Genomic DNA, 23,997 nt, shown 5'->3' with positions numbered 1-23,997 from the left:
TTTACTACACTCGGTCACATTGACACGATTACGGACTATAACGTAGCCAATGATACTATCCAGCTTGAGAATGCGGTATTTACGGCATTAACGACGACAGGCACATTAGCTGCCGGTCAGTTTAGAATCGGCACACAAGCAGTGGATACCAATGATTTCATCATCTATAACAATGCGACCGGTGCGTTGTTATACGATGCAAATGGCAACGGTGCTGGTGCTGCGATACAAATTGCTACGATTGGTGTTGGGTTGAGCATGACCAATGCGGAGTTTGTGATTATTTAAATCAGCGTGGCAAACAATGTGGAAATTGCAACCAAACAATTTGCAACTGGTTAAGCAAAACAAACGTACGCGTCTCAGAAGCTTGGTTGACTAAACTTGGCTCGGGCACTGATTTGTTTGATCGTTCAAGAAGCGCAGATGCTGACGCAGCTTGCCTCTTGTTAACCTTATTTCGAGGCTGACTGTAATACCTATTTGCAAATAGAGAGACAACGGCGCGGCATTAGCATTTACTGGTGAAGATAAAAATGATTATGCGCCCATGTTGCTGAATCCTAATTTCTGAAGATTACCGAAATTTCGGTATGCTAAAAATAAAAAACCAGCGCTCAAAGAGCACTGGCATAAGAGGAGTTAAGACAACCATCCGACTATGCATTGATGCACTGGTTGACGCGGTTAAATCAAACTGAAGGAGAGTCGATTTATATTTTATAGATTCATTTAATCTATATTAGTTCCCCAGGCAATTCTGTGACACAACAAGCAATAAAAAATCCACTACAAAGATGGAATTAACCTACGAGCTGATCCAGTAGGGATATTTGAATTCTTTGGCGAAGGGTCACTTGGAACTATTCCTGAAGGAAGCTGCATCTCTTCTTCTGAAGTTTTTACTTTTGCTGCCTTCTCTTTATCAATGACAAAACCGGTTTTAAAATTTGGGCCAATACTTTCTCTATCAACAAATTGATGGTTCGGATGAAAAGATTTATCGAAAGCAGATACATTACCTGCGAAAATAACTGTACAAAAAATAATCGCTATCGCTAAGATTTTTCCTTGAATCATGATTTTTCACCTTTTAAGTAATTTAATGTGAATCGTAATAATGATCGTAATCTTTATGTATGTCTGTTCGGTAGCATACATATTTTTTAATTACTTCTCTTTGGTATTGCAAGAAACCATAGGCAATAAAAAACCATTGCGCCGTAATAGGGTACGGGCACTGGAGAACAAGCCTAGATTTTTACTACTTAGCGAACCGCCTATGCAGCGGTATTTGTACTGCCTTTCGTTGCGTGCTAAATTCAAGTACCGTAAATGCGCATCAGGATCAGTCTTGAGCTTATTCAGAATAATATGATGGTCAACTCTGGATGGATGCCGCTTGCAGTTAGCTAATGTCCGATTTCGCTTTGCTCAGCTTGATAATTAATCATGCTATAACTTTCACCTATAAAAAATATCAATAATTATTTAAATCAATTTGATGCGTTTTTTTGACAGCACATATCACACCTAAACAACAGCTAAAAATTTTGAAATTTTGGACTCAAATTTAATCTGATCTACTACAGACCCAAATTTAAAAATCATACTGATCAGACCAGCTTCCCTATTCAGATCACCTACCCATCCTAAACCCGTAGTAGTCCGACTCTTTAGAGAAATCATCCCAAACAAAAATTGGATTTGGCGTTGGAAAGGTTGGCAGCCAAAAAGTGGCCAGATCCACCGCGCCGCTGGCTGTGCGTCCAGCTGTATGAACAAAGCCCCATAGCGCCCCCTCAATAAAATCACTGAGTATGTTGTTATTCTTTTGATTCCATATACTGATATTCTTGGGTAGCTCCATCCATCCGGTAGCCACATTCGCCACACCACTCAGAATTTTCATGCCCGCCCTGCTGAAATAAACATCGGTGGTTATTGCTTCGTCTGCTTGGGCTTGAGACGAAAGAAGAAATAGCATAGAAAATAGTAAAGTTAATCTGGAAATTGATCTCATCAAAAAACTCCTTTTAATTTTTAGGTTCTAGGAGGCTATCCGATAATAGTGATCGTGGCGAGGAAAAGCCATTTTGAGACAGATTTTTCGATTATTTGAGGCGAATAGTTGTTCTATTTAACGAAAATAATCGGGAAATATGACCAAAATAGCTTTTCCGCAGTAGATCACTCTATTCTCGGACAGCCTCCTAGCCTAGCAGATATAATCTGATAGTCTAGCGTCATATGAAAATATTCTGCTCTAATCGCTGACACTATTTTTCAAAGACCCGGATTTTTTAGGCTATCGATAAAAGCCAATTGAAACGGCTACACAAGGATATTCCCGCCGCATGGTCGACAAAAAGAGCCTTTCCGAACGTGATATTTGCACCAAATACATTACCCCTGCGCTGGTTAGAGCCGGATGGGATTTGCACAGCCAAATCCGGGAGGAAGTGAGTTTCACCAAAGGCCGTATTATCGTGCGCGGCAAGTTGCATACGCGTGGAGAACAGAAGCGCGCCGACTACATTTTGTACTTTAAATCGAATATCCCGCTGGCGGTGATTGAAGCCAAGGAAAACAATTACAGCGTAGGTGCCGGTATGCAACAGGCGCTAAATTATGCCAACACGCTTAGCGTACCCTTTGTATTCAGCTCCAATGGCGATGGCTTCCTGATGCACGACCGTACCGGACTGGCTGACCGGACCGAACAAGAACTGGCGTTGGATGCCTTTCCATCGCCCGCACAACTCTGGCAACGCTATTGCCAATCGAAAGGGCTGGAATCAGCCGAAGCCCGCCATACCGTCGAAATGTCGTACTTTGACGACGGCACAGGTCGTTCTCCCCGCTATTACCAGGCCAATGCCATCAACAACACGGTGGAAGCCGTGGCGAAATGCCAGCAGCGCATTTTGCTGGTCATGGCAACCGGCACGGGCAAAACCTACACAGCATTCCAGATCATTTGGCGGTTATGGAAGTCCGGCGCCAAGAAGCGCATCTTGTTTCTGGCTGACCGCAATATTCTGGTCGATCAGACCAAAAACAATGATTTCAAACCGTTTGGCGCAGCGATGACCAAGATCAGCAAACGCCAGATCGACAAAAGCTACGAAATTTACCTGTCGTTGTATCAGGCCGTTACCGGCAACGAAGAAGAACAAAGCATCTACAAGCAATTCTCGCCGGATTTCTTTGATCTGATCGTGATTGACGAATGCCATCGCGGCAGCGCCGCGGAAGATTCCGCCTGGCGCGAGATCCTGGCGTATTTTTCCTCCGCCACGCATATCGGTTTAACCGCCACCCCGAAAGAAACTCGCGACGTTTCGAGTATTCATTACTTTGGCGATCCCATTTACAGCTATACGCTGAAGCAAGGTATTGAAGATGGCTTTCTCGCGCCGTACAAAGTCGTGCGCATCGACATCGACAAAGATCTGCAAGGCTGGCGGCCAAGTAAAGGCCAGACCGACAAGCATGGACAATTAATTGAAGACCGTATTTATAATCTGAACGACATGGACCGCACGCTGGTGCTGGAACAGCGCACCGAGCTGGTCGCCCGGAAAATCACTGAATTCCTGGCCGCAACCGATCCTTATGCCAAGACCATCGTGTTTTGTGACGACATCGACCACGCCGAGCGCATGCGCCAAGCTTTGGTGAATCAAAATCCCGAGCGGATCAAGGAAAACCGCAAATACGTCATGCGCATTACCGGCGATGAAATCGAAGGCAAGGCTGAATTGGATAACTTTATCAACCCGGAAGAGCGCTACCCGGTGATCGCCACCACCTCCAAGCTGATGACCACCGGCGTCGATGCGCAAACCTGCAAACTGGTAGTGCTGGATCAGCACATCAAATCAATGACCGAGTTCAAACAAATCATCGGGCGCGGCACCCGCATCAACGAGGATTACAACAAATTCTGGTTCACCATCATGGACTTCAAGAAAGCAACCGAGCTTTTTGCCGACAAGAATTTCGACGGTGAGCCAGTAGTGATCTATGAACCAAAAAGCGACGAATCCCCCATACCACCGGATGAAGAACTCGGAATTAACTTGGATGAAAATGGAAACCCACTTCCCCCCTTAGAAAAAGGGGAGACCGAGGGGGAATTTGAAGAATCCGCTCCCAAGCGCGTGAAATACACCCTGGGCGATGTCACCGTGTACATCGTTGCCGAACGCGTGCAGTATTACGGCCCGGAAGGCAAACTGATCACCGAATCACTCAAGGATTACACGCGCCAGACAGTACGCAAAGATTATGCCTCGCTTGATGAATTCCTGCGCCGCTGGAGCCAGACCGAACGCAAAGCCTCTATTCTGCTGGAACTGCAACAACACGGCGTATTGCTCGAACCGCTGGCGGAAGAAGTAGGCAAGGATTTCGACGCATTCGATCTGATCTGCCATGTCGCCTTCGACCAGCCGCCGCTGACCCGGCGCGAACGTGCGGAGCAAGTGAAAAAGCGCAACTACTTTACCAAGTACAGCGAACAAGCGCGCCAGGTACTGGAAAGTCTGCTGGAGAAATACGCCGATACCGGCATTGAAAACATCGAAGACATCAAAATCCTCACGCTCGACCCATTCAAAGACATGGGGACGGCCAGCGAACTGGTATCGGTCTTCGGCGGCAAATCCGCCTATCTGGCTGCACTGCACGAACTGGAAGACAATCTCTACGCCTGATTAATAGGATTAATACAAAATTTAACCCATGAGCATTTCCGCCACCATTAAATCCATCCAGGACATCATGCGCAAAGACGTCGGCGTCGACGGTGACGCGCAGCGCCTGAGTCAATTGGTATGGATGTTGTTTTTAAAAATCTTTGACGACCGCGAAAGCGAATGGGAATTGCTGCAAGACGATTACCAGTCGCCATTGCCGGAGCGATACCGCTGGCGCAACTGGGCGGCTAACGCCGAAGGCATGACCGGCGATGTCCTCAAGCAGTTCCTCGATAACGATCTGTTTCCCGGTTTGCAGCAACTCGAAGCCAAAGGCGGCGACCAGCGCGCTTATGTGATCCGCTCGGTGTTTGAAGACGCGTACAACTACATGAAATCCGGCCAGTTGATCCGGCAGGTGATCAACAAAATTCAGGAAGGCGTCGATTTCAACAAAGCGCAGGAGCGCCACCTGCTCGGCGATATGTACGAACAATTGCTACGCGATTTGCAAGCGGCCGGCAATGCCGGCGAGTTTTACACCCCGCGCGCGGTCACCGAATTCATGGTGCGCATGGTCAATCCGCGCCTTGGCGAAAAAATCATGGACCCGGCCTGCGGTACCGGCGGTTTTCTATCTTGCTCGATTGAACACATGCGCAAACACGATGTAAAAACGGTGGACGAGGAAGTGCAACTCCAGGCCAGCATTTTCGGTGTCGAGAAAAAACCGCTTCCGCATTTGCTGTGCACCACCAACATGATCCTGCATGGCATCGACGTGCCGAACAACATCCGCCACGACAACTCGCTGGCGCGCCCGCTCATCAGTTGGACACCGAAAGAGCGCGTCGATGTAGTGATCACCAATCCACCGTTTGGCGGCATGGAAGAAGACGGCATTGAAACCAACTTCCCGGCGGCATTCCGTACCCGCGAAACCGCCGACCTATTTTTAGTGCTGATTATGCAACTGCTCAAGACCGGCGGCCGCGCCGCGCTAGTTCTGCCCGATGGTTTCCTGTTTGGCGAAGGCATTAAAACCCGCATCAAGGAAAAACTGCTGCAAGAATGCAACCTGCACACCATCGTGCGCCTGCTCAACGGCGTGTTCAGCCCGTACACCGGCATCAAAACCAACCTGCTGTTTTTCAGCAAAAACACACCGACCCAACACATCTGGTTTTACGAGCACCCGTACCCGCCCGGTGTAAAAAGCTACAACAAAACCAAACCGATGAAAATCGAAGAATTCGACGCCGAAGCAGCCTGGTGGGGAGTTGAAGCCAACGGCTTCAAGCACCGCGAAGCCAACCAATTTACCTGGAAAGTCAGCCTGGAAGACATCCAAGCGCGCAATTACAACCTCGACTGCAAAAACCCGCACATCAGCGAACAGGAAATCCATGACCCGAACGTACTGCTGGCGCAATATCACACCATGCAAAAAGACATCGTTGCGCTACGCGGGCAATTGAAAGATATACTTGAAGAGGCGCTTGGCAAGTCCCATTGATTGTTATTCTATAGAAAGATTATCTAAGGTTACTATGGTTTACTATTAGTTACTTATTATCTGATATACTTATCTATAAATACAAATAGCCTTAATAACAGACTGCTAAAAACAAAGAGGACTTGAAAAATGGATGAAATACGTAATCCTTTTTCGCCGGGCGCGGGCACTCCGCCACCCGAACTCGCAGGTCGTAGCGCCCTAATTGACAGGATCAAACTACTGCTGGCACGCGTCCGTGAGGGTCGTCCGGGAAAAAGCGCCTTGCTGGTGGGTTTACGCGGCGTAGGTAAAACCGTGCTGCTCAATGAGCTGGAAAACCTGGCGGAGCAGATCGGCTACAAAACTATTTTGGTAGAAGCGCATGAAAGCAAGTCACTCACAGCCTTGCTGGCACCGTCGTTACGCAAGCTGTTATTGTCCTTGGATCGCATGGAAAATGTCAGTAACAAGGTGCGGCGCGGTTTGCGTGTGCTAAAAGGCTTTGTCAACGGCGTAAAAATAACGCTGGGTGATCTCGAAATCGGTCTGGATATAGAAGCGGAAGCAGGGACTGCCGATAGCGGGGATCTGGAAGCCGATCTACCCGAGTTGTTCATCGCTGTGGCAGAGGCTGCACAGGACAGAAAAATCCCTGTCGCCATCCTGCTCGATGAAATTCAATATTTGTCCGCCAAGGAACTGAGCGCCTTGATCATGGCAATGCACAAAATGGCGCAAAAACGCTTGCCATTAGTGCTGATAGGTGCCGGCTTGCCGGTATTGGCCGGACTGGCCGGGGACTCCAAATCCTACGCCGAGCGACTGTTTGATTTTCCCGAAGTGGGCCCCTTGGCGCCGGATGATGCACGCCAAGCCTTACGAGAGCCTGCGCAGAAAGAGGGGGCCGATTTCACCGACGAAGCACTGGATGAAATCATCCGCCTGACTCAAGGCTACCCCTATTTTCTGCAAGAATGGGGCTACCAGTCTTGGAATTATGCGCCGCAATCACCGGTACAATTAGCCGATGTAAAACACGCAACACCCCGAATCATCGAGCGTCTCGATGCCAATTTTTTCCGCGTGCGCTTTGATCGGCTAACCCCGCGTGAAAAAGACTATTTGCGCGCTTTGGCTGAATTGGGCGCAGAACCGCAACGCTCCGGCGATGTCGCCGCCGTATTGGGTGTCAAGGTACAAACCGTAGCCCCCCTGCGCGATAGCTTAATGAAAAAAGGCATGATTTACAGCCCGGCACACGGCGATACGGCATTTACCGTACCTTTATTTGATACCTTCATGAAGCGCGCCATGCCGCAATTGCCGGGCAAGGGCGGTAAAACATGAACGTCCTGCCATCATTGTTGACCGGTCAACTCGACATCTGGACAACCGCCGAAACAGAAAAGAAATCAGGCCGTGGCCGCAGTAGCAGCAATGGAACCAGCGTATACGGCATCAAGAAACTGCGCGAACTGATTCTGGAACTGGCCGTGCGCGGCAAATTGGTGCCGCAAGATCCGAATGATGAGCCGGCTGGTGAATTGTTGAAGCGCATACAGGCTGAGAAAGCCAAGTTAGTTGCGGAAGGGAAGATCAAGAAGGACAAACCGTTGCCGCCAATTTCGGATGAGGAGAAGCCATTTGAATTGCCGCATGAATGGGAGTGGGTGAGGCTTGGTTTTATTGGCTATACACAGACAGGCTCAACGCCGAATAAGTCAAATTCGGAAAGTTTTGGTTCAGACATACCCTTTATCAAGCCCGGTGATATATATCCTAATTACGTTGAATATGACAACGAAGGACTTTCATTCTGTGGCGCAGAGCAAGTAGGCAGAATTGTACATTCTGGCTCCTTATTGATGGTTTGTATTGGGACAATCGGGAAATGTAATTTGGTTGAAAGGAATTGTTCATTCAATCAACAAATAAATTCAATAACTCCATATATATTCGATTCACAATACCTTCTTTCAGTTTGTCGCTCTGTATATTTTCATACTGAAGCTTGGTCAAGGTCATCTAGCACAACCATTCCGATTTTGAATAAAGGAAATTGGGAAGAAATATGCATTCCTGTTCCTCCAATTGCCGAACAACACCGCATCGTAGCCAAAGTCGATGAGCTGATGGCGCTGTGCGATCAACTGGAAAACCAGCACATCAACGCCGCCGAAGCCCACGAAAAACTGGTAAACCACCTGCTCGGCACGCTCACCCAATCGCACAGCGCGGATGACTTCAGCGCCAACTGGCAGCGCATCGCTGCGCATTTCGACGCGCTGTTCACCACCGAAGCCAGTATCGATGCACTCAAGCAAACCTTGCTGCAACTGGCGGTGATGGGCAAACTCGTGCCGCAAGACCCGGAAGATGAACCGGCCAGTGAATTGTTGAAACGCATACAGGCGGAAAAAGCCAAGTTGGTGGCTGAGGGGAAAATCAAGAAGGATAAACCATTGCCACCGATTTTAGAGAAGGAAAAGCCGTTTGAATTGCCGCAGGGGTGGGAGTGGTCGCGTTTTCCAGAGCTTGGCGAATTTGGTCGAGGAAAATCAAAGCACCGCCCAAGAAACGATCCGATGTTATTCAATCCAGGTATTTATCCTTTAGTACAAACAGGTGAAGTTGCCCGAGCTGATAGTGTCATAGGTGAATATCATTCCAGATACAGTGAAATTGGCTTGGCTCAAAGCAAAATATGGCCCACCGGCACCTTATGTATAACGATTGCAGCAAACATTGCCGATTCAGCGTTGTTAGGATTTGATGCATGCTTTCCAGATAGCGTTGTGGGGTTTATGCCTTGTGAACCGTTAAATGATGCAAAATATTTTCTTATTTTCATGAAAACCGCGCGTAAAAATCTTTTGAAATTTGCTCCGGCCACGGCACAAAAGAATATAAATCTTGAGATTCTTGAATCGATTCTGATACCGATCCCTCCTCTGCAAGAAATATCTCGCATCGTCACCAAAGTCGACAAACTCATGATCCTTTGCGACCAACTCAAATCCCGCATCACACAAGCCAGTCAGTTGCAGAAAAAGCTGGCGGATGTGATGGTTGAGCAGGCGATAGCTTCCTGAAAGGGTGTATGCGCAACACCTCAGCTTGCACTATTCACCCTTGCCAGTGGCCGTTCCGGGCACCAGCTATCTCGCTGATTTCTTCGCCCAAAACATCCACAGTGTTACAGCACGCATGAGCCCTATTTCACGCTAGGAAATCCCACGCTGTTTGGCGAGCAGATGATAAGCAAAGTTAGAAAGCTGTTGCAGGACAAGCCTTATCGCGATTGCAGTTGGTTCGCTGGAGTGAATCGGTTGATAGCAGATTAGCCACAATCACCGTTTACTTCCGGCGATTGTACCGAGATTCCGCAACTGAGCTGTTTGCAACCTATGCCCGCATCGGCTGTCTCATCGGCTAATGCTTTACAATGCCTTTATTGAAAGACAATACCCGGATAAACCGAGATAGCGCTCATGAAAACAGATACAAAACACGCGAACGATCACATTGGCTGGCGATTTGATAACAGCTATGCGCGTTTGCCCCAATCGCTGTATGCGCAGCTGCACCCTGTGCCAGTACGTGCACCGCGTGTGGTGATAGTCAATCATGCGCTCGCAGAATCGCTGGGATTGGATTTCCGCACATTACCCGAAGCAGAAGCCGCTTTGCTGTTTTCCGGCAATGCTTTGCCTGATTCGATGCAGCCGATTGCACAAGCCTATGCCGGTCATCAGTTTGGCCACTTATCGATGCTGGGAGATGGGCGGGCGATATTGCTTGGCGAGCATGTTACTCCGGCGGGCAAGCGGTTTGATATTCAGCTAAAAGGTTCCGGCCAGACGCCGTTCTCACGGCGTGGCGACGGCCGTGCGGCGCTTGCGCCGATGCTGCGCGAATATATCATCAGCGAGGCGATGCATGCGCTTCACATACCCACTACGCGCAGTCTTGCGGTAGTTGCCACCGGCGAATCTGTGATGCGGGAAACCATGCTTCCCGGTGCGATTCTCACTCGTGTAGCGGCGAGTCATATCCGTGTGGGCACATTTGAATATGTTGCGGGAACTGGGGATAAAGCGGGGATTAAAACCTTGGCTGATTACGTTATCCAGCGCCATTACCCGGATCTTGCCGAAGCGGAGAATCCTTATCTTGCGCTCTTAAATAGCGTGATTGAACGCCAGGCGTCGCTCGTCGCTCAGTGGTTACTGGTTGGTTTCATTCACGGCGTGATGAATACGGATAATATGACCATCAGCGGCGAGACGATTGATTATGGTCCATGTGCATTTATGGATGCGTACGATCCGGATACGGTATTCAGCTCAATCGACCAGCGTGGCCGCTACAGCTACCGTAACCAGCCGCATATGGCGCAATGGAACCTTGCGCGCTTCGCCGAGACATTGCTCCCGCTCATCCACTCCGAGCAGGAGAAAGCAGTGGCGTTAGCGGAACAAGCCATTCATGCTTTCCCGGAAATATACCAAGCCCATTGGCTGGCGGGAATGCGCAAGAAATTGGGATTGTTCACTGAAGAGGCCGAAGATAGCGAACTGATTGCAAGCCTGCTTACCTGGATGCACAAACACCAGGCCGATTACACCAATAGCTTCCGCGCGCTGGCTTCTGAGACATTTCCTGAAGATGCCGTGTTTCAAGATACTGATTTTGTTGCCTGGCATGCAAGCTGGCAGGCGAGACTATCGCGCCAATCGGAACCGATTGCATCGGCATTGGGTTTAATGCGGACGAATAACCCTGCGATCATACCGCGCAACCACCGCGTTGAAGAAGCGCTGGCGGCCGCCTCTGAAAATGGCGATTACGCGCTGATGCAACGGCTGCTTGCGGCAGTGACAGCGCCATACGCCGATTCGCCGGAATATACAGAGTACCGCACCCCACCGGCACCTTCAGAGCGCGTGTATCAAACTTTCTGCGGAACATAAGTCTGTTACGCAACAATTCTGAATCAGCACTAGATAACACAAAGGCGCAATTATTTTTCAATAATTGCGCCTTTGTCGTTTTAATAAAAACCTTTCAGTGCGTCACAGCGCTTTGACCAAATGCTCAACAACTTTCTTCGCATCTCCGAATATCATCATGGTTTTATCCATATAGAATAGGTCGTTATCGAGACCCGCATAACCCACAGCCATACTGCGTTTAACTACCATCACAGTACGCGCTTTATGCGCGTCCAAGATCGGCATGCCATAAATCGGACTACCGGGAACATTCGCTGCCGGATTCACCACATCATTCGCACCCAACACCAGCACAACATCTGTGTTTGAGAAATCGCTGTTGATTTCATCCATCTCCAGGACTTGTTCATAAGGAATCTCAGCTTCTGCCAGCAACACATTCATGTGTCCCGGCATACGTCCGGCTACCGGATGAATCGCAAAACGTACATTAACGCCTTTTTCATGCAGCTTCTCAGCCAATTCCTTGACGGCATGTTGCGCCCTTGCAACGGCCAAACCATAGCCAGGAACAATAATGACACTGTCGGCATTACCCATTAAGAAAGCGGCATCTTCCGCGCTGCCGCTGCGGTATGTCTTTTGTACCCCATCATCTGCCGCGGCTGCGGTTCCGCCGTCACTGCCAAATCCACCCAAAATAACCGATAGAAATGGCCGATTCATGGCTTTACACATGATATACGAGAGAATCGCACCCGAGCTGCCCACCAGCGATCCTGCAATGATCAACATCGGATTGCCCAAAGAAAAACCAATACCTGCCGCAGCCCAACCAGAATAGGAGTTAAGCATGGATATTACTACCGGCATATCAGCGCCGCCAATAGGAACAATAATCAGGAATCCCAAAATGAAAGCAATTGCGGTCATTGCAATAAATGCGTTCCAATTGGTCGTTTCACTAAAGAAAAACCACAGACCAAATCCGATCATCGCGATTGCCAGCAATAAATTAATCATATGCTGACCGCTGAAAACAATTGGTGTACCGCTCATGCGCCCGGATAATTTCAGGAACGCAATCACCGAACCGGACCATGTCATGGCGCCAATAAAGGTGCCCAAAAACAATTCCAGTTTACTGCCGCCGGGAAGAATCTCTGGCAAACCGAATGAAACCGGATTATTAACCGCTGCAATCGCAATAAACACGGCGGCTAAACCAACCAATGAGTGCATAAACGCAACCAGTTCCGGCATTGCGGTCATCTGCACACGCTGCGCAACAAGCGCGCCAATAATGCCGCCCACTGCAATACACCCTAAAATCAGAGGCCAATTCTGGGTAAGTGTCAAGGTTGTGGCAACCGCAATCGCCATACCAACCATACCGAATAAATTTCCACGGCGTGCAGATTCAGGCGAGCTTAGGCCTTTTAGTGCCAGTATAAAAAATACTGAAGCCACTAAATATGCAAGTGCTACCATATTTGCTGACATTTATGCGCTTCCTTTTTTGTCTTTTTTCTTGAACATTTCCAGCATCCGCTGACTTACCAGAAACCCACCAAAAACATTAATTGAGGCCAGTGTTACCGCAACGGCACCGAGCCAGACTCCCCAATCAGTCTCGGCCGGTCCAGCAGCTAACATCGCACCCACAAGAATAATGCCAGAAATAGCGTTCGTCACTGACATCAAAGGCGTATGTAAAGCTGGGGTCACATTCCATACAACATGATAGCCAACAAAAATCGCTAGCACAAAAACCGTTAGATTGATAATAAATGGATCAATTTCACCAATCATGATTACTCCTTTAAATTCGTTAACCGTACGTTCTAAATGTAGCAATTAATATTGCGTGCTTCTTGAGTCCGTTGCCGATTATGCTTTACTGGCGATTTCCCCGCCCGAGCAAAGCAATGTCCCTGCAATAACCTCATCCGAACGATCTATTTTAAGTTCACCGCTTTCTGGATCAAGCATCAAATTCAGAAAATTCATCAGGTTTCGTGCATACAAGGTACTGGAATCAGCTGCCACTAAACCTGGAAGATTTGCAATGCCAATCAGATGCACGCCGTGTTTAACGACCGTTTTATCCAACTCGGATAACGGGCAATTGCCCCCTGCTTCAACCGCCATATCCACAATAACCGAACCTGGTTTCATCGCTTGCACGGTTTCTTCCTTGATCAGAACAGGTGCCGGACGCCCGGGAATTAACGCGGTTGTAATAATGATATCTGCCGCGCTCGCGCGTTCATGCACCAACTCACCCTGGCGTCGTTTATAGTCTTCCGACATCTCGGTTGCATAGCCGCCTGCGGTTTCAGCTTTGGCTTTTTCTTCATCGCTGAGTGGCACTTCCACAAATTTGGCACCCAAGCTTTCCACTTGTTCTTTGACTGCCGGCCGTACATCAAAAGCTTCAACCACGGCACCTAGTCTTTTTGCTGTCGCAATCGCTTGCAAACCAGCCACACCCGCGCCCAAAATCAGAACGCGCGCTGCCTTCACCGTACCCGCTGCCGTCATCAACATGGGGAAGAACCGTTGATAAGCATTTGCCGCCATGATCACCGCTTTATAGCCCGCAATATTTGCCTGTGAGGATAAAACGTCCATATTCTGCGCACGCGAAATACGGGGCAACTTCTCCATCGCAAATGCAGTCAGCCCGTGTTGTACCAATGCGTCAACGCCTTCTTTATGATGGGGTGACAAAAGACCCAGCAATACAGCATCCTTACGCACCATTGCTAATTCGCTGGAATCCGGGCCACGGACCTTGAGTACAATCTGTGATTGCGCATACAGCTCTGCCACATCAGTGACTATCGTTGCGCCCGCTTCTTGATAAGCGGAGTCCGGTATACTGGCACCTGCACCAGCGCCTGACTGCACTAAAACTTTATGAACACCCTTGGCAGTATATTTTTTCACGGTCTCCGGTGTCGCTGCTACACGCGTTTCTCCGCCGCGAATCTCTGCTGGTATGCCTATATGCATTGATAATCTCCCTTTTCTTGCTAACCTGCTTACAAACAAAAACCAAAATTGTTCTTAAGGGCATCTCTAAAAAATCCAAATTTCGTCACAACACTTTGTTGCTCTCAAAAGATGATTCCTTACATATCAAACATATGCTGCGTAACCATTTTTTGCTCGTGCCTCGTGTTGTTTAGAACTTTGAATTTTTAGAGGCGCCCTGAATTCTTTTAACGAACTGCGAATTATAAATCAATTTGCACGTAATGCATTACATGGATTAGGAAAAACTTGATATTGCTTGATTTTCTGATCACTCACTTTCCTTTGTAAGATCTTACTCACTCATTTCACTGAATTCATTTTCTAATTGTTGTGTAATCATTTCCAGTAAAGGCGGAATCTTTTCCAGCAATGACTCCGCACCGGACCAATCATTATTGGTATTGGTTTTCTCAAGCCCTTCACATAAATCAGCAAAACTTGAAGCACCGATTGTTCTGGCAGAAGATTTTAGTTTATGCCCTAAACGGCCTAGTTCTGCTAAGTCTTTTTTAGACTGCGCCTCTTTCATTTCCGCTAACGTGTCATTAGCAACTTCAATGAATTTAAGTCCAAATTTACGCACTAATGCGTTATTGTTATGAAACATCTGACGCAACACTGCCATATCAACTGCTACTGGTTCAGCCCGCAACGGCGTTTTCTCTACTCGCTCAGTCACTTTATTCACCCTCCGAGATCGTTGCAAAATTCTGTGTATAAAAACCAGGTCCAAACAAAATATTTTATCCCAAGCCGTTTACACAACGTCCGATCCATTGATTCGTCAACTTCTCCTGTACCGTATTCTGACGTAAACGCGTTGCCAGTCCGGCAAAATCCACCTGATCCAACGGTTGATCCTGATTAAAACAAGAAAATACGTAAGTAATTTTTCCAGTTTCAGGATCCTGATGCGGTTGCAGGCACTGCGCACAAATTTCCTTCATCATGCACTGCATCGGAGAGTTAATTGAGCCAATGGCAAAATGATCTGCTTTTAAGTAAGGCTTCAATTGGTTATGACGCGCCAGGCCTACTGCAGCCATCATGCGGTCTGAACCAATCGCAATAATATGGTCAGCATCAGCCAATGCCACCGGTTGTACGCCTAATTCACCGCTGCCATAAGCAACCATGGATTGCACGATATTACCTACATAGCTTTTATCCTGCGGACGCGTTGCTTCAAAGCTTGGGGACTCGTCACAGCACCATACGACGATATCCGCTGCCGCTTCAATTTCGGCCACCTTATAGCGATCAATGAGCTTTTTATAACCTGCAAAATATAAAACCTTCGATCCGGCAGCACGTGCCGCTGCGCCAATAGAAAACAATACTGCATTACCCAAACCACCCCCCACTAGCACCACGGTTTTACCCGCTGGAATTTCTGTCGGTGTGCCGGTGGGGCCCATCAGCACAACTGGTTCGCCGGGTTTCAACAGCGTGCACAGATTAGACGACCCGCCCATTTCCAAAACAATGAGTGAAACCAAACCGCGTTCAATATCTACGGATGCCCCCGTCAATGCAAGGCCTTCCATTGCTAATCGAGTATCTCCAGCAACGGTTGCCAGCGTGGCATAGTTCTGGAACCGATAAAACTGGCCCGGTTGAAAATGTTCTGCCGCCATCGGCGCATGCACTACCACTTCGATAATATTGGGAGTCAGTCTTTCCACTTTATAAACCGTTGCCCGCAACTGATCATTCAGTTGCGCAAAAAAATGCTCTGCCGGCTGATCCGATTTTGGCTTAATGCGTTCCAGCACCCGGCTCACCACCGGATAACCTTGCTTGGCACTGGACATCGCTTTCACTACGTTACCTGAATAAGATGGATGCAAATCACCGAAGAAACTGATGAAGCGCCCATCTTGGTTATCTCCGTAGCGACTGAGCAGCACCATCGGTGTCTCCGGTTTGGGATTGGCATACGCCGGTTGCACCGGATTGCCTTCTTCGTCGCAAGCCGCAAAATAACGGCCATTGAGTTTAAATTGTTTGTCATCCTCCCGCGCCAACACCGTATTGGGCTGAGTTCCCGCAGCAACCAGCAAGGCGCGCGCCGGTAATTCCACTTCGCCAGCATCTTGCCAATGCCCAGTCTCACCTCGCTTCTGCACCGCAAATCGCGCCGATTGTGTATGTCCCCAAGCATCCACATTGACCCGCGTTGGTGTCAACCCTTCGGCAAACCAGATACCTTCTTCCAGAGCCTTTTCAACCTCTTCATGATTCAACGTATAGGAAGGACTATCTGCCAGGCGTTTCCGGTAGGCTATGGTTGCGCCACCCCAGGATTGCAGCAAATTGATGATACCCGGCGTCCTTTTTTCCCGTTGTGCAGCTTGGCGTTCCGCCCGGATGGCTCGTGCATGATTCAGAAATTCGTCAGCGATCTCTTTTTCTTCAGCATCCCAAGCTTCACGAACGGCAACTTCTCCCTTTACAGCCGATAGAATTTCGTAACGCTGTAAAAATTTTTCCACCTGCAGCGGATAATAGGCGAGCGCTTCCGTCGCCGTATCGATAGCCGTCAAACCGCCGCCGATCACCACCACCGGCAAGCGTAATTGCATATTGGCAATGGAGTCACTCTGCGCGGCACCTGTTAATTGCAGCCCCATCAGAAAATCCGATGCTGCACGCACGCCGCGCGCCAATCCATTCGGCAAATCCAACACGGTAGGGCGTCCGGCGCCTGCCGCCAGCGCAACATGATCAAAACCCATAGCAAACGCGTCTTCGGTCGTCAAGGTGCCGCCAAACCGCACCCCTCCAAACAAGGCAAATTCTTCCCGGCGTTCCAATAACAGGCGGATCAGTTTCAGAAAGTTTTTGTTCCAGCGCACGGTGATTCCATATTCAGCCACACCACCAAAACCGGCTGGCATGCGCTGATCCAAACTCTCTTCCAGAATGCTGGCAACCTGAATCGCTTTAAATGGTACGCGTTCGCCCTGTTGATTAACACCCGAGATCTCTGCTGACAAGGGCTCGATCTTAAGTCCATCAATTCCCACGACGGTATGGCCTTCGTTCATCAAATGATGCGCCAGTGTATAGCCGGCAGGTCCCATTCCAACAACCAGAACCTTGCGGCCAGATGCCGGTTTCGGTACCGGCCGGCGCAAATTCAAGGGATTCCAGCGTGTCAGTAAACTATAGATTTCAAATCCCCACGGTAGCGCCAATACATCTTTCAGCGTTCGTGTTTCGGCTTGCGGGATATCAACCGGCTTCTGCTTTTGATAAATGCAGGATTTCATACAGTCATTACAAATACGGTGGCCGGTACCAGCGCACATCGGATTATCCAGCGCGATCATCGCCAGACTACCCACTGCGACGCCTTGCGTCTTGAGTTTGTGGAATTCGGAAATACGTTCTTCCAATGGGCAGCCTGCCAATAAAGCACCCAGTTCACTTCTCTTGAAGGCAGGCGGTTCATCCGGTGATTTGGATTTTTGTATCAGACCCTTAGAACACGAATCTTTACCTTGCTCGTGGCACCAGATGCAGTAATTGGCTTCATCCAGAGCGCCCATTAGATCAGTACCCGTATCGGTCAGTGCAAAGCCGTTACGCTCACGTAAATGCCCAAGCCGATGCGCCGGGTATCCGGCTGATTCATCCGTATCCAGAGACAATAAATGTTGAAAATCTAATTTCGCTGGCGACTTGAATAAAATGCCCTGCTGCGTATGCTGTTGTCCGGCAGGTGTCCTCAGTGCCCAGGCCGCATAGTGCAATGCCTTGTTCAACCGTGACTCATTCTCTACTTCTGCATCCATCCATTGCGTTACTTTGGTGGCAAAAACCAATTCTGAAAAGGGTTCACCAAATTCTGCCGCCAATTCTTTTTCTAGTGCCAAACCATCGATACCGGCCAACTCTTCATCGCCGACTTTTCCTTTTGCCCGACGTTGAACAAATTGCCGTTTACAGAAATACAGTGGGGCCAGCTCATGATGTTTTGCAGCCAGCTGCTGCACTTCCGTCTCAATGTTAAACAACCGGGCAATAAAATCTTCCACCCAAGGCGCAATCTCAATTAATAACGCAGAATCATCTTTCGGCAGCAATTCGTCGGGATGTACGCGCGCATATTCCAGCTTTTTATACAGTACCTCATCGCCGGTACGAAGAAAATCCAGAAATATTTGATCCAGTTTGACCAAACCACTGCGACGGTAGAAATCGGCAATTGTGAAGCCAAAGTTAAAATTCGATGAAGTTGTCATTGTTGCTTGTTGAGTGTGCAGCGTGGCATCTATTTTTGTCATAATCAATCATTCAAAATTTTATTATTTATTTGTAACGCCAGTACTTGTCGTTATTATTTCTGATAATACTTGCAGTCATTGTTAGCAATTTGTGCAAATCACTGAATCTTCATTAATGCCTGTGATTTATTTTTTCATACTCAGATAGCCACTTGACAAATTCATCGGGCGGCATGGGCTTTGCAATGAAATAGCCTTGAATCTCATCACAGCCAAGCGCTGCAGCCAGTTCATAGTCTGCTTTAATCTCAATTCCTTCTACTACCTCATTCGAGCTAAAAAACCTGCCTAATTTTATACTCGACTCAAGCATTGCGCGAGTGGCTGGATCTTCCGCAGCACCATGCGCAAAAACCTGGTCTACTTTAAGTTCCGTAAGAGCATATGCTTGAGCGTTTCCATAGACGAAAACCCGTGCCAAAATCATCAGTGGCCAATCCAAAACCTTTAAGTTTTATCCGTGTCAGAATATCCAGAATTTGCGCAAAGTCTTTTCCCAATTTGCTTTCAGTGATTTCCAGAATCATCCGGTCAATCGACACATTACAATCACTCACCGCATTTTCATAAACTTCAGGTAAATTAAACCGGTTCAAATTTTCCATTGAAACATTGACAGAAACCTTTATCCAACCTTTGCTGTAACCACACATCCAATTGCTGAGCGGCTTTTGTTAAAACACTGCGAGTCAATTCATTAATCAACCCGCATTGTTCGATAACTGGAAAAAACTGTCAGGTGAAACATAACCTTACTCTACGTGGCGCCAGCGTGCCAAACATTCAACACTTGTCACGTGATCGCTGGTAACAGCAATTTTTGGTTAATAGAATAAATCGATATGGCCAGCAATCAGGGCTTGTTTAATCTCTTCTTCATCAAAGATCTGTCTCATCCGGAATAATCACTGCCTCTCAAAGCCGGTTAAGAGAGCTGTTCCAGTATCGTTGCCAAAGAACCAACTGTAACCGGCTTAGCCAATGTACCAATAACATTCAATCCACGAGCCGTGGCCAAGCGTTCTGTTGCTTTGAGCAAAGCAGGAGCCACACCTGAAAATAATAAAATCCTGCCTCGATAATTTTGATCAGCAATGTTGTGCAGAAACTCAATGCCACCCATCCCTGGCATTTCAATGTCACAAATCAGCAGGTCAACAGCAACGACTTGCGCAGACAATACAAATAACCCTGCTTTGCCATCTTCCGCAACCAACACTTCATTGACACCCAGCTCTCTCAACAAATGGCTAACAAATTCCAGCATGAATGTATCATCATCGAGCACCAACACACGTGTCTGCTTCACTTTATTCATTCGATAAGCAGTTAAAGCCTATTTCAGTTTTATTACAATCCACTTTATCAATTGTTATTGCCCATACACGCTTTACTATCCCGTTTTGAAACTAGCCATTTTAATAACGTATTGACTAATAACTCAGGATTGATTGGTTTAGTTAGAAAATCATTCATACCAGCACTGCGGCACAAATCCTTATAATGATGGTCTGCATTGGCTGTTACTGCGATAATCAATAAATCCGCCCATTGCGCATTAGTCCGAATCAATCGCGTAGCTTCCAGCCCATCCATAACAGGCATTTGAATGTCCATCAACACACAATCCATTTTTTCGTTACGCAATATCTCCAATGCTTCTTTCCCATGATTCGCAATAGCTACAGACGCGCCATTGTATTCCAGCAATCCTTTAGCAACCATTTGGCTCAGTTCATTATCCTCGACTACCAGGATAGTAAATCCTTTTAGTTCCTGATGTGTATTTTGAATTAAGTTCATTCTGTTAGTTTGTTTTGATCAGGAACGGACATCACTCTGATAGTTTTGTCCTTTTCTCGACTTGTCCTTCGTCTTCATGAAGGCGAAATCATTCCGGCTGCTACCGTATTATTACTGCTTTCATCAATGACAATAAAACACCCGGTCGCACGATTACGTGCGTACTCGTCGCAGACAACCGGCAACTGCACTTTCAGTCCAACATGGGCAATATCATTCATATTTAAAGTACTCACCGTTTCGTGATCCAGAGTATTCACATCGACACGATAATCAATCCGGCTTATAACTGCTTTAACCGTGTGGGTCGTATGCTTAATCAGGTACTTCCGGCTTGGATCAAGCGGTTGTTCGGAAAGCCAGCATAACATCGCATCAAACGCTTTGCTAGCCTGCGGTGTATCGCCTGTTTTCACCAGCATATCACCCCGTGAAATATCTAAATGATCTTCTATGGTCAACGTGATGGATTGAGGAGCATTCGCCTGATTAATAGGACCCTCGTACCTGAGAATTTCTTTGATGCGCGAGGTTAAACCGGATGGAAGCAAGGTAACATTGTCGCCTACGCGGATGGAGCCCGATTCAATTCGTCCCATATAACCACGGAAATCATGTAATTCCTTAGTTTGTGGCCGACATACCCATTGCACGGGAAAACGAAAATCTTTACGATTGATATCATCCTCGATCGATACATTTTCGAGTAAATCCATCAGCGTGGAATTCTCATACCAATCGAGATGATCGCCCCGTTCAACTACCATATCCCCATTGAGTGCCGACATGGGGATATAGGTAATATTATGCAGATTGAGGTTTTCAGCAAAAGCGGCAAAGTCCTTACAAATACGCTCAAATACCGATTGAGAATAATCCACCAGATCCATCTTGTTAATGGCTACAACCAGATGTGGAATCCCCACCAGACTGGCTAGATACGCATGGCGGCGTGATTGCGTAAGTACGCCCTTGCGTGCATCAATCAGAATAATCGCCAGATTGGCAGTCGATGCGCCGGTTACCATATTGCGCGTATATTGCTCATGGCCTGGCGTATCGGCAATGATAAATTTGCGCTTGGGTGTCGCAAAGTAACGATAAGCTACATCGATGGTTATCCCTTGCTCTCGCTCGGCCTGTAATCCGTCAGTCAGCAGGGACAAGTCGACACCTTCCGAACCACGCTTGCGCGTCGTGTTGGTAATGGAGGTTAACTGATCCTCAAAAATAGACTTTGAGTCATGCAGTAAACGGCCAATCAAAGTACTTTTACCGTCATCCACACTGCCGGCTGTAATAAAGCGTAATAACCCGGTTTGATCAAACGAAATTTTTTTAATTGCCGACATTTAGAAGCCTTCTGGAAATTCGTATCACCGCAAAATATAGGAATAAGTGGCTCGAAATAATAGAAACCGGTTCATTAAATTGACTGAATGCGGTGTTCTCTCAGCCAATCATCACCACTGCTGCTGCGCCAATGTTAGAAATAGCCTTCTTTTTTGCGCAATTCCATGGATGCATCCGACGTCTGGTCATCCATGCGAGTGGCACCACGCTCAGTAATTCTCGTCATCGCTGTTTCCGCAATGATTGCATCAACATTAGCAGCATCGGATTCTACCGGACAGGTGCAACTCATATCACCCACAGTGCGAAAGCGCACCATCATTTGCTCAATTTTTTCGCCCGCTTGCGGTTGCACCAGGTGAGAAACCGGCAACAAGCCTGCAGCACGCCGGATCACTTCGCGCGTATGGGCAAAATAAATCTCAGGGACTTCCAGATTCTCGCGTGCGATATATTCCCAAACATCCAATTCAGTCCAATTACTGATTGGGAACACCCGGATATTCTCGCCGGGATGTGTCCGGGTATTATAAAGATCCCATAATTCCGGACGCTGATTTTTGGGATCCCATTGGCCAAATTCATCGCGGAATGAAAAGATTCGTTCTTTGGCGCGCGCTTTTTCTTCATCCCGGCGTGCGCCGCCGATACACGCATCAAATTTAAATTCTGCAATAGCATCCAGCAACGTCACCGATTGAAAAGAATTACGGCTCTGATTCTCAGAGCGCAATACCACTCTACCCTTTTTAATCGAGTCTTCCATACTGCGCACAATCAATCGCTCACCCAGCTCTTTGACGCGACGATCACGAAATTCGATGACTTCAGGAAAGTTATGCTCCGTATCAATATGCATCAGGGGAAATGGAAATCGCCCGGGACGAAATGCTTTCTCAGCCAAACGCAACAAAACAATGGAATCTTTACCGCCGGAAAACAGCAAAACAGGATTGGCACATTCTGCCGCCACTTCGCGCATAATATGGATCGCTTCACTTTCCAGCGCATCAAGATGGGTAAAGGGATTGTTGTTCATTTTCTTTCTCTTAATACTCGGTTTAAGGCAAACCCTGACTACGTTGTTTGCAAAAAAGGACTGATGACGCTGCTATCAATCGCGCCTATTTTAATGGAATAACCTTGCCGGTATGCAATCCACATTCTTTCGTTTCCGGCGTCTCCCACCACCAGCGTCCGGAACGGATATCTTCACCTGGCGTAATCGCACGCGTGCAAGGTGCGCAGCCGATACTGGGATAGAACTTATCATGCAACTTGTTATAAGGCACTTCATATTGCTTAAGATATTCCCAGACTTCTGCATTAGACCATTCCAGCAACGGATTCACCTTTTGCATACGGTTACCCATATCATAAGCAGACACCTTCAAACTTAATCGGCTGGTTGCCTGCTCGTGCCTTATCCCGGTCACCCAAGCACGTTTACCCTGTAAAGCGCGGCGTAATGGCTCCACTTTACGGATATGACAGCAGGCTTTACGCAGCTCGATACTCTGATAAAAACCATTAACGCCATTCTCGGCAACATAGGCTTCGACTTGTTTTACATTGGGAAAATAGATACGTAGCGTCGTTTTGTACCGTTCCCGCACTGTTTGCATCAAATCATAGGTTTCTTGCGGCAACCGTCCGGTATCCAGACTGAACATATCAATAGCGAGTTGATACCGGTCAATAATATCAGTCAATACCATATCCTCTGCACCCAGGCTGTTTGCAAATGTAACCGGCGCAAAGTCGCGCACTGTCTCGGTCAGAATTGCAACAACCTGCTCAATTTTCTGCTGCAACTCACTCATTGGCTATATCCGCCACCGGATTTCCCTTGCGCTGCACCCGCCGGAATAATGGCAGTTTCTGGTCAAAAGAAGTTTGATAAACTTCAGAAAAATCAGTCAATCCTTTTAAAGCATCCTCAATGTTACGATCCGGGCGGGTTGCAAAGGCATCAAAACCCACGCGTTGCATATAAAATAATTGATCACGCAAAACATCACCGATCGCCCGTAATTCCCCCTTATACCCAAGGCGCGCGCGCAGGTTATAGGCTATTGAATAACCTCGTCCATCTGAAAATTTCGGGAAATCGACTGCAATCACAGAAAATTTTTGTATATCGCCTTTCAAATCTTCCGGCCGCTCGGCACTCGCGAGCCACACACCTATTTCAGCACGTTGTTGCAATGCATCACGTTGCTGCAGCCACACTTGCAATGGAGCAATCACCTTACCTTCCGGCACCATTATATTTTCAGCTGACTCCTGTTCATTTAAACGGAGAACAATCCAATCATCCGAAACGATTGTTTTATTTTTTATAATCATCT

20 protein-coding genes and 1 pseudogene are annotated in these 23,997 nt (G+C 47.6%); 6 read left to right on the top strand and 15 right to left on the bottom strand.

Annotated elements, in window-relative coordinates:
* A pseudogene (locus ACH10T_RS07470) lies at positions 1 to 288 on the top strand (calcium-binding protein); the annotation flags it as partial.
* 501 nt (positions 289 to 789) lie between these two features.
* Here the strand turns inward: ACH10T_RS07470 and ACH10T_RS07465 are convergent.
* Entirely contained in the window at positions 790 to 1,080 is a 291-nt protein-coding gene (locus ACH10T_RS07465) for a hypothetical protein (RefSeq protein ID WP_394808683.1), read from the bottom strand.
* Between the two features lie 559 nt (positions 1,081 to 1,639).
* On the bottom strand, positions 1,640 to 2,023 hold the full coding sequence (locus ACH10T_RS07460) for an exosortase system-associated protein, TIGR04073 family (RefSeq protein ID WP_394808682.1): 384 nt from the start codon (positions 2,021 to 2,023) through the stop codon (positions 1,640 to 1,642).
* Between the two features lie 334 nt (positions 2,024 to 2,357).
* Here ACH10T_RS07460 and hsdR point away from each other — a divergent pair, with 334 nt between their 5' ends.
* The 5 genes from hsdR to ACH10T_RS07435 all read left to right on the top strand — a co-directional run bounded on the left by hsdR (position 2,358) and on the right by ACH10T_RS07435 (position 11,174).
* Positions 2,358 to 4,721, top strand: a complete 2,364-nt coding sequence (gene hsdR / locus ACH10T_RS07455; RefSeq protein WP_394808681.1) for an EcoAI/FtnUII family type I restriction enzme subunit R — start codon at positions 2,358 to 2,360, stop codon at positions 4,719 to 4,721.
* A gap of 28 nt (positions 4,722 to 4,749) precedes the next feature.
* Positions 4,750 to 6,219 carry an N-6 DNA methylase gene (locus tag ACH10T_RS07450; RefSeq protein ID WP_394808680.1) on the top strand — a complete coding sequence of 490 codons (1,470 nt, stop codon included), beginning with the start codon at positions 4,750 to 4,752 and terminating at the stop codon, positions 6,217 to 6,219.
* A 129-nt stretch (positions 6,220 to 6,348) separates the two neighbouring features.
* A complete protein-coding gene (locus ACH10T_RS07445; RefSeq protein ID WP_394808679.1) occupies positions 6,349 to 7,548 on the top strand; it encodes an AAA family ATPase in 1,200 nt (399 codons plus the stop codon).
* On the top strand, positions 7,545 to 9,293 hold the full coding sequence (locus ACH10T_RS07440; RefSeq protein WP_394808678.1) for a restriction endonuclease subunit S: 1,749 nt from the start codon (positions 7,545 to 7,547) through the stop codon (positions 9,291 to 9,293). The genes ACH10T_RS07445 and ACH10T_RS07440 overlap by 4 nt, the downstream gene beginning before the upstream one ends.
* 399 nt (positions 9,294 to 9,692) lie before the next feature.
* Complete coding sequence (locus ACH10T_RS07435; RefSeq protein ID WP_394808677.1) at positions 9,693 to 11,174, top strand: YdiU family protein; 1,482 nt, start codon at positions 9,693 to 9,695, stop codon at positions 11,172 to 11,174.
* A gap of 102 nt (positions 11,175 to 11,276) precedes the next feature.
* Here ACH10T_RS07435 and ACH10T_RS07430 read toward each other — a convergent pair whose 3' ends face one another.
* The 13 genes from ACH10T_RS07430 to ACH10T_RS07370 form a co-directional block, all read right to left on the bottom strand.
* Positions 11,277 to 12,659: an NAD(P)(+) transhydrogenase (Re/Si-specific) subunit beta gene (locus ACH10T_RS07430; RefSeq protein ID WP_292927403.1), complete on the bottom strand. Its 1,383-nt coding sequence runs from the start codon at positions 12,657 to 12,659 to the stop codon at positions 11,277 to 11,279.
* Complete coding sequence (locus tag ACH10T_RS07425; protein ID WP_394808676.1) at positions 12,660 to 12,968, bottom strand: NAD(P) transhydrogenase subunit alpha; 309 nt, start codon at positions 12,966 to 12,968, stop codon at positions 12,660 to 12,662. It abuts the gene before it with no gap.
* 78 nt (positions 12,969 to 13,046) lie between these two features.
* The gene (locus ACH10T_RS07420; RefSeq protein WP_394808675.1) at positions 13,047 to 14,174 is read right to left on the bottom strand and encodes a Re/Si-specific NAD(P)(+) transhydrogenase subunit alpha; all 1,128 of its coding nucleotides are present in this window, start codon (positions 14,172 to 14,174) and stop codon (positions 13,047 to 13,049) included.
* 316 nt (positions 14,175 to 14,490) lie between these two features.
* Positions 14,491 to 14,886 (bottom strand): Hpt domain-containing protein, encoded by a 396-nt coding sequence (locus tag ACH10T_RS07415; RefSeq protein WP_394808674.1) that lies wholly within the window; start codon positions 14,884 to 14,886, stop codon positions 14,491 to 14,493.
* Positions 14,887 to 14,941: 55 nt separating this feature from the next.
* Positions 14,942 to 18,490, bottom strand: a complete 3,549-nt coding sequence (locus tag ACH10T_RS07410) for an FAD-dependent oxidoreductase (protein WP_394808673.1) — start codon at positions 18,488 to 18,490, stop codon at positions 14,942 to 14,944.
* 112 nt (positions 18,491 to 18,602) lie between these two features.
* Positions 18,603 to 18,917 carry an EAL domain-containing protein gene (locus tag ACH10T_RS07405; protein WP_394808672.1) on the bottom strand — a complete coding sequence of 105 codons (315 nt, stop codon included), beginning with the start codon at positions 18,915 to 18,917 and terminating at the stop codon, positions 18,603 to 18,605.
* Positions 18,856 to 19,095: a hypothetical protein gene (locus ACH10T_RS07400; protein WP_394808671.1), complete on the bottom strand. Its 240-nt coding sequence runs from the start codon at positions 19,093 to 19,095 to the stop codon at positions 18,856 to 18,858. The genes ACH10T_RS07405 and ACH10T_RS07400 overlap by 62 nt, the downstream gene beginning before the upstream one ends.
* A gap of 320 nt (positions 19,096 to 19,415) precedes the next feature.
* Positions 19,416 to 19,799 carry a response regulator gene (locus ACH10T_RS07395; RefSeq protein ID WP_394808670.1) on the bottom strand — a complete coding sequence of 128 codons (384 nt, stop codon included), beginning with the start codon at positions 19,797 to 19,799 and terminating at the stop codon, positions 19,416 to 19,418.
* Positions 19,800 to 19,855: 56 nt separating this feature from the next.
* Complete coding sequence (locus ACH10T_RS07390) at positions 19,856 to 20,293, bottom strand: response regulator (protein ID WP_394808669.1); 438 nt, start codon at positions 20,291 to 20,293, stop codon at positions 19,856 to 19,858.
* Positions 20,294 to 20,367: 74 nt separating this feature from the next.
* On the bottom strand, positions 20,368 to 21,645 hold the full coding sequence (gene cysN / locus ACH10T_RS07385; RefSeq protein ID WP_394808668.1) for a sulfate adenylyltransferase subunit CysN: 1,278 nt from the start codon (positions 21,643 to 21,645) through the stop codon (positions 20,368 to 20,370).
* Between the two features lie 134 nt (positions 21,646 to 21,779).
* Positions 21,780 to 22,685 carry a sulfate adenylyltransferase subunit CysD gene (gene cysD / locus ACH10T_RS07380; protein WP_394808667.1) on the bottom strand — a complete coding sequence of 302 codons (906 nt, stop codon included), beginning with the start codon at positions 22,683 to 22,685 and terminating at the stop codon, positions 21,780 to 21,782.
* Between the two features lie 85 nt (positions 22,686 to 22,770).
* Positions 22,771 to 23,469, bottom strand: coding sequence for a phosphoadenylyl-sulfate reductase (locus ACH10T_RS07375; RefSeq protein WP_304906502.1), 699 nt, complete (start codon positions 23,467 to 23,469; stop codon positions 22,771 to 22,773).
* Positions 23,462 to 23,995: a DUF934 domain-containing protein gene (locus tag ACH10T_RS07370; protein WP_394808666.1), complete on the bottom strand. Its 534-nt coding sequence runs from the start codon at positions 23,993 to 23,995 to the stop codon at positions 23,462 to 23,464. Before ACH10T_RS07370 ends, ACH10T_RS07375 begins: the two co-directional genes overlap by 8 nt.
* Between the last annotated feature and the right edge of the window lie 2 nt (positions 23,996 to 23,997).

It is taken from the genome of Nitrosomonas sp., from assembly GCF_043753625.1.
Taxonomy (GTDB): domain Bacteria; phylum Pseudomonadota; class Gammaproteobacteria; order Burkholderiales; family Nitrosomonadaceae; genus Nitrosomonas.
Note: the sequence above shows the minus strand (reverse complement) of the source record. Positions and strands in the feature narration are given on the sequence as shown.

Bases quoted from the DNA above. Each gene is read 5' to 3' on its own strand.
- ACH10T_RS07465 (WP_394808683.1), bottom strand. From the start codon at position 1,080: ATGATTCAAGGAAAAATCTTAGCGATAGCGATTATTTTTTGTACAGTT.
- ACH10T_RS07460 (WP_394808682.1), bottom strand. From the start codon at position 2,023: ATGAGATCAATTTCCAGATTAACTTTACTATTTTCTATGCTATTTCTT.
- hsdR (WP_394808681.1), top strand. From the start codon at position 2,358: ATGGTCGACAAAAAGAGCCTTTCCGAACGTGATATTTGCACCAAATAC.
- ACH10T_RS07450 (WP_394808680.1), top strand. From the start codon at position 4,750: ATGAGCATTTCCGCCACCATTAAATCCATCCAGGACATCATGCGCAAA.
- ACH10T_RS07445 (WP_394808679.1), top strand. From the start codon at position 6,349: ATGGATGAAATACGTAATCCTTTTTCGCCGGGCGCGGGCACTCCGCCA.
- ACH10T_RS07440 (WP_394808678.1), top strand. From the start codon at position 7,545: ATGAACGTCCTGCCATCATTGTTGACCGGTCAACTCGACATCTGGACA.
- ACH10T_RS07435 (WP_394808677.1), top strand. From the start codon at position 9,693: ATGAAAACAGATACAAAACACGCGAACGATCACATTGGCTGGCGATTT.
- ACH10T_RS07430 (WP_292927403.1), bottom strand. From the start codon at position 12,659: ATGTCAGCAAATATGGTAGCACTTGCATATTTAGTGGCTTCAGTATTT.
- ACH10T_RS07425 (WP_394808676.1), bottom strand. From the start codon at position 12,968: ATGATTGGTGAAATTGATCCATTTATTATCAATCTAACGGTTTTTGTG.
- ACH10T_RS07420 (WP_394808675.1), bottom strand. From the start codon at position 14,174: ATGCATATAGGCATACCAGCAGAGATTCGCGGCGGAGAAACGCGTGTA.
- ACH10T_RS07410 (WP_394808673.1), bottom strand. From the start codon at position 18,490: ATGACAAAAATAGATGCCACGCTGCACACTCAACAAGCAACAATGACA.
- ACH10T_RS07405 (WP_394808672.1), bottom strand. From the start codon at position 18,917: ATGATTTTGGCACGGGTTTTCGTCTATGGAAACGCTCAAGCATATGCT.
- ACH10T_RS07400 (WP_394808671.1), bottom strand. From the start codon at position 19,095: ATGGAAAATTTGAACCGGTTTAATTTACCTGAAGTTTATGAAAATGCG.
- ACH10T_RS07390 (WP_394808669.1), bottom strand. From the start codon at position 20,293: ATGAACTTAATTCAAAATACACATCAGGAACTAAAAGGATTTACTATC.
- cysN (WP_394808668.1), bottom strand. From the start codon at position 21,645: ATGTCGGCAATTAAAAAAATTTCGTTTGATCAAACCGGGTTATTACGC.
- cysD (WP_394808667.1), bottom strand. From the start codon at position 22,685: ATGAACAACAATCCCTTTACCCATCTTGATGCGCTGGAAAGTGAAGCG.
- ACH10T_RS07375 (WP_304906502.1), bottom strand. From the start codon at position 23,469: ATGAGTGAGTTGCAGCAGAAAATTGAGCAGGTTGTTGCAATTCTGACC.
- ACH10T_RS07370 (WP_394808666.1), bottom strand. From the start codon at position 23,995: ATGATTATAAAAAATAAAACAATCGTTTCGGATGATTGGATTGTTCTC.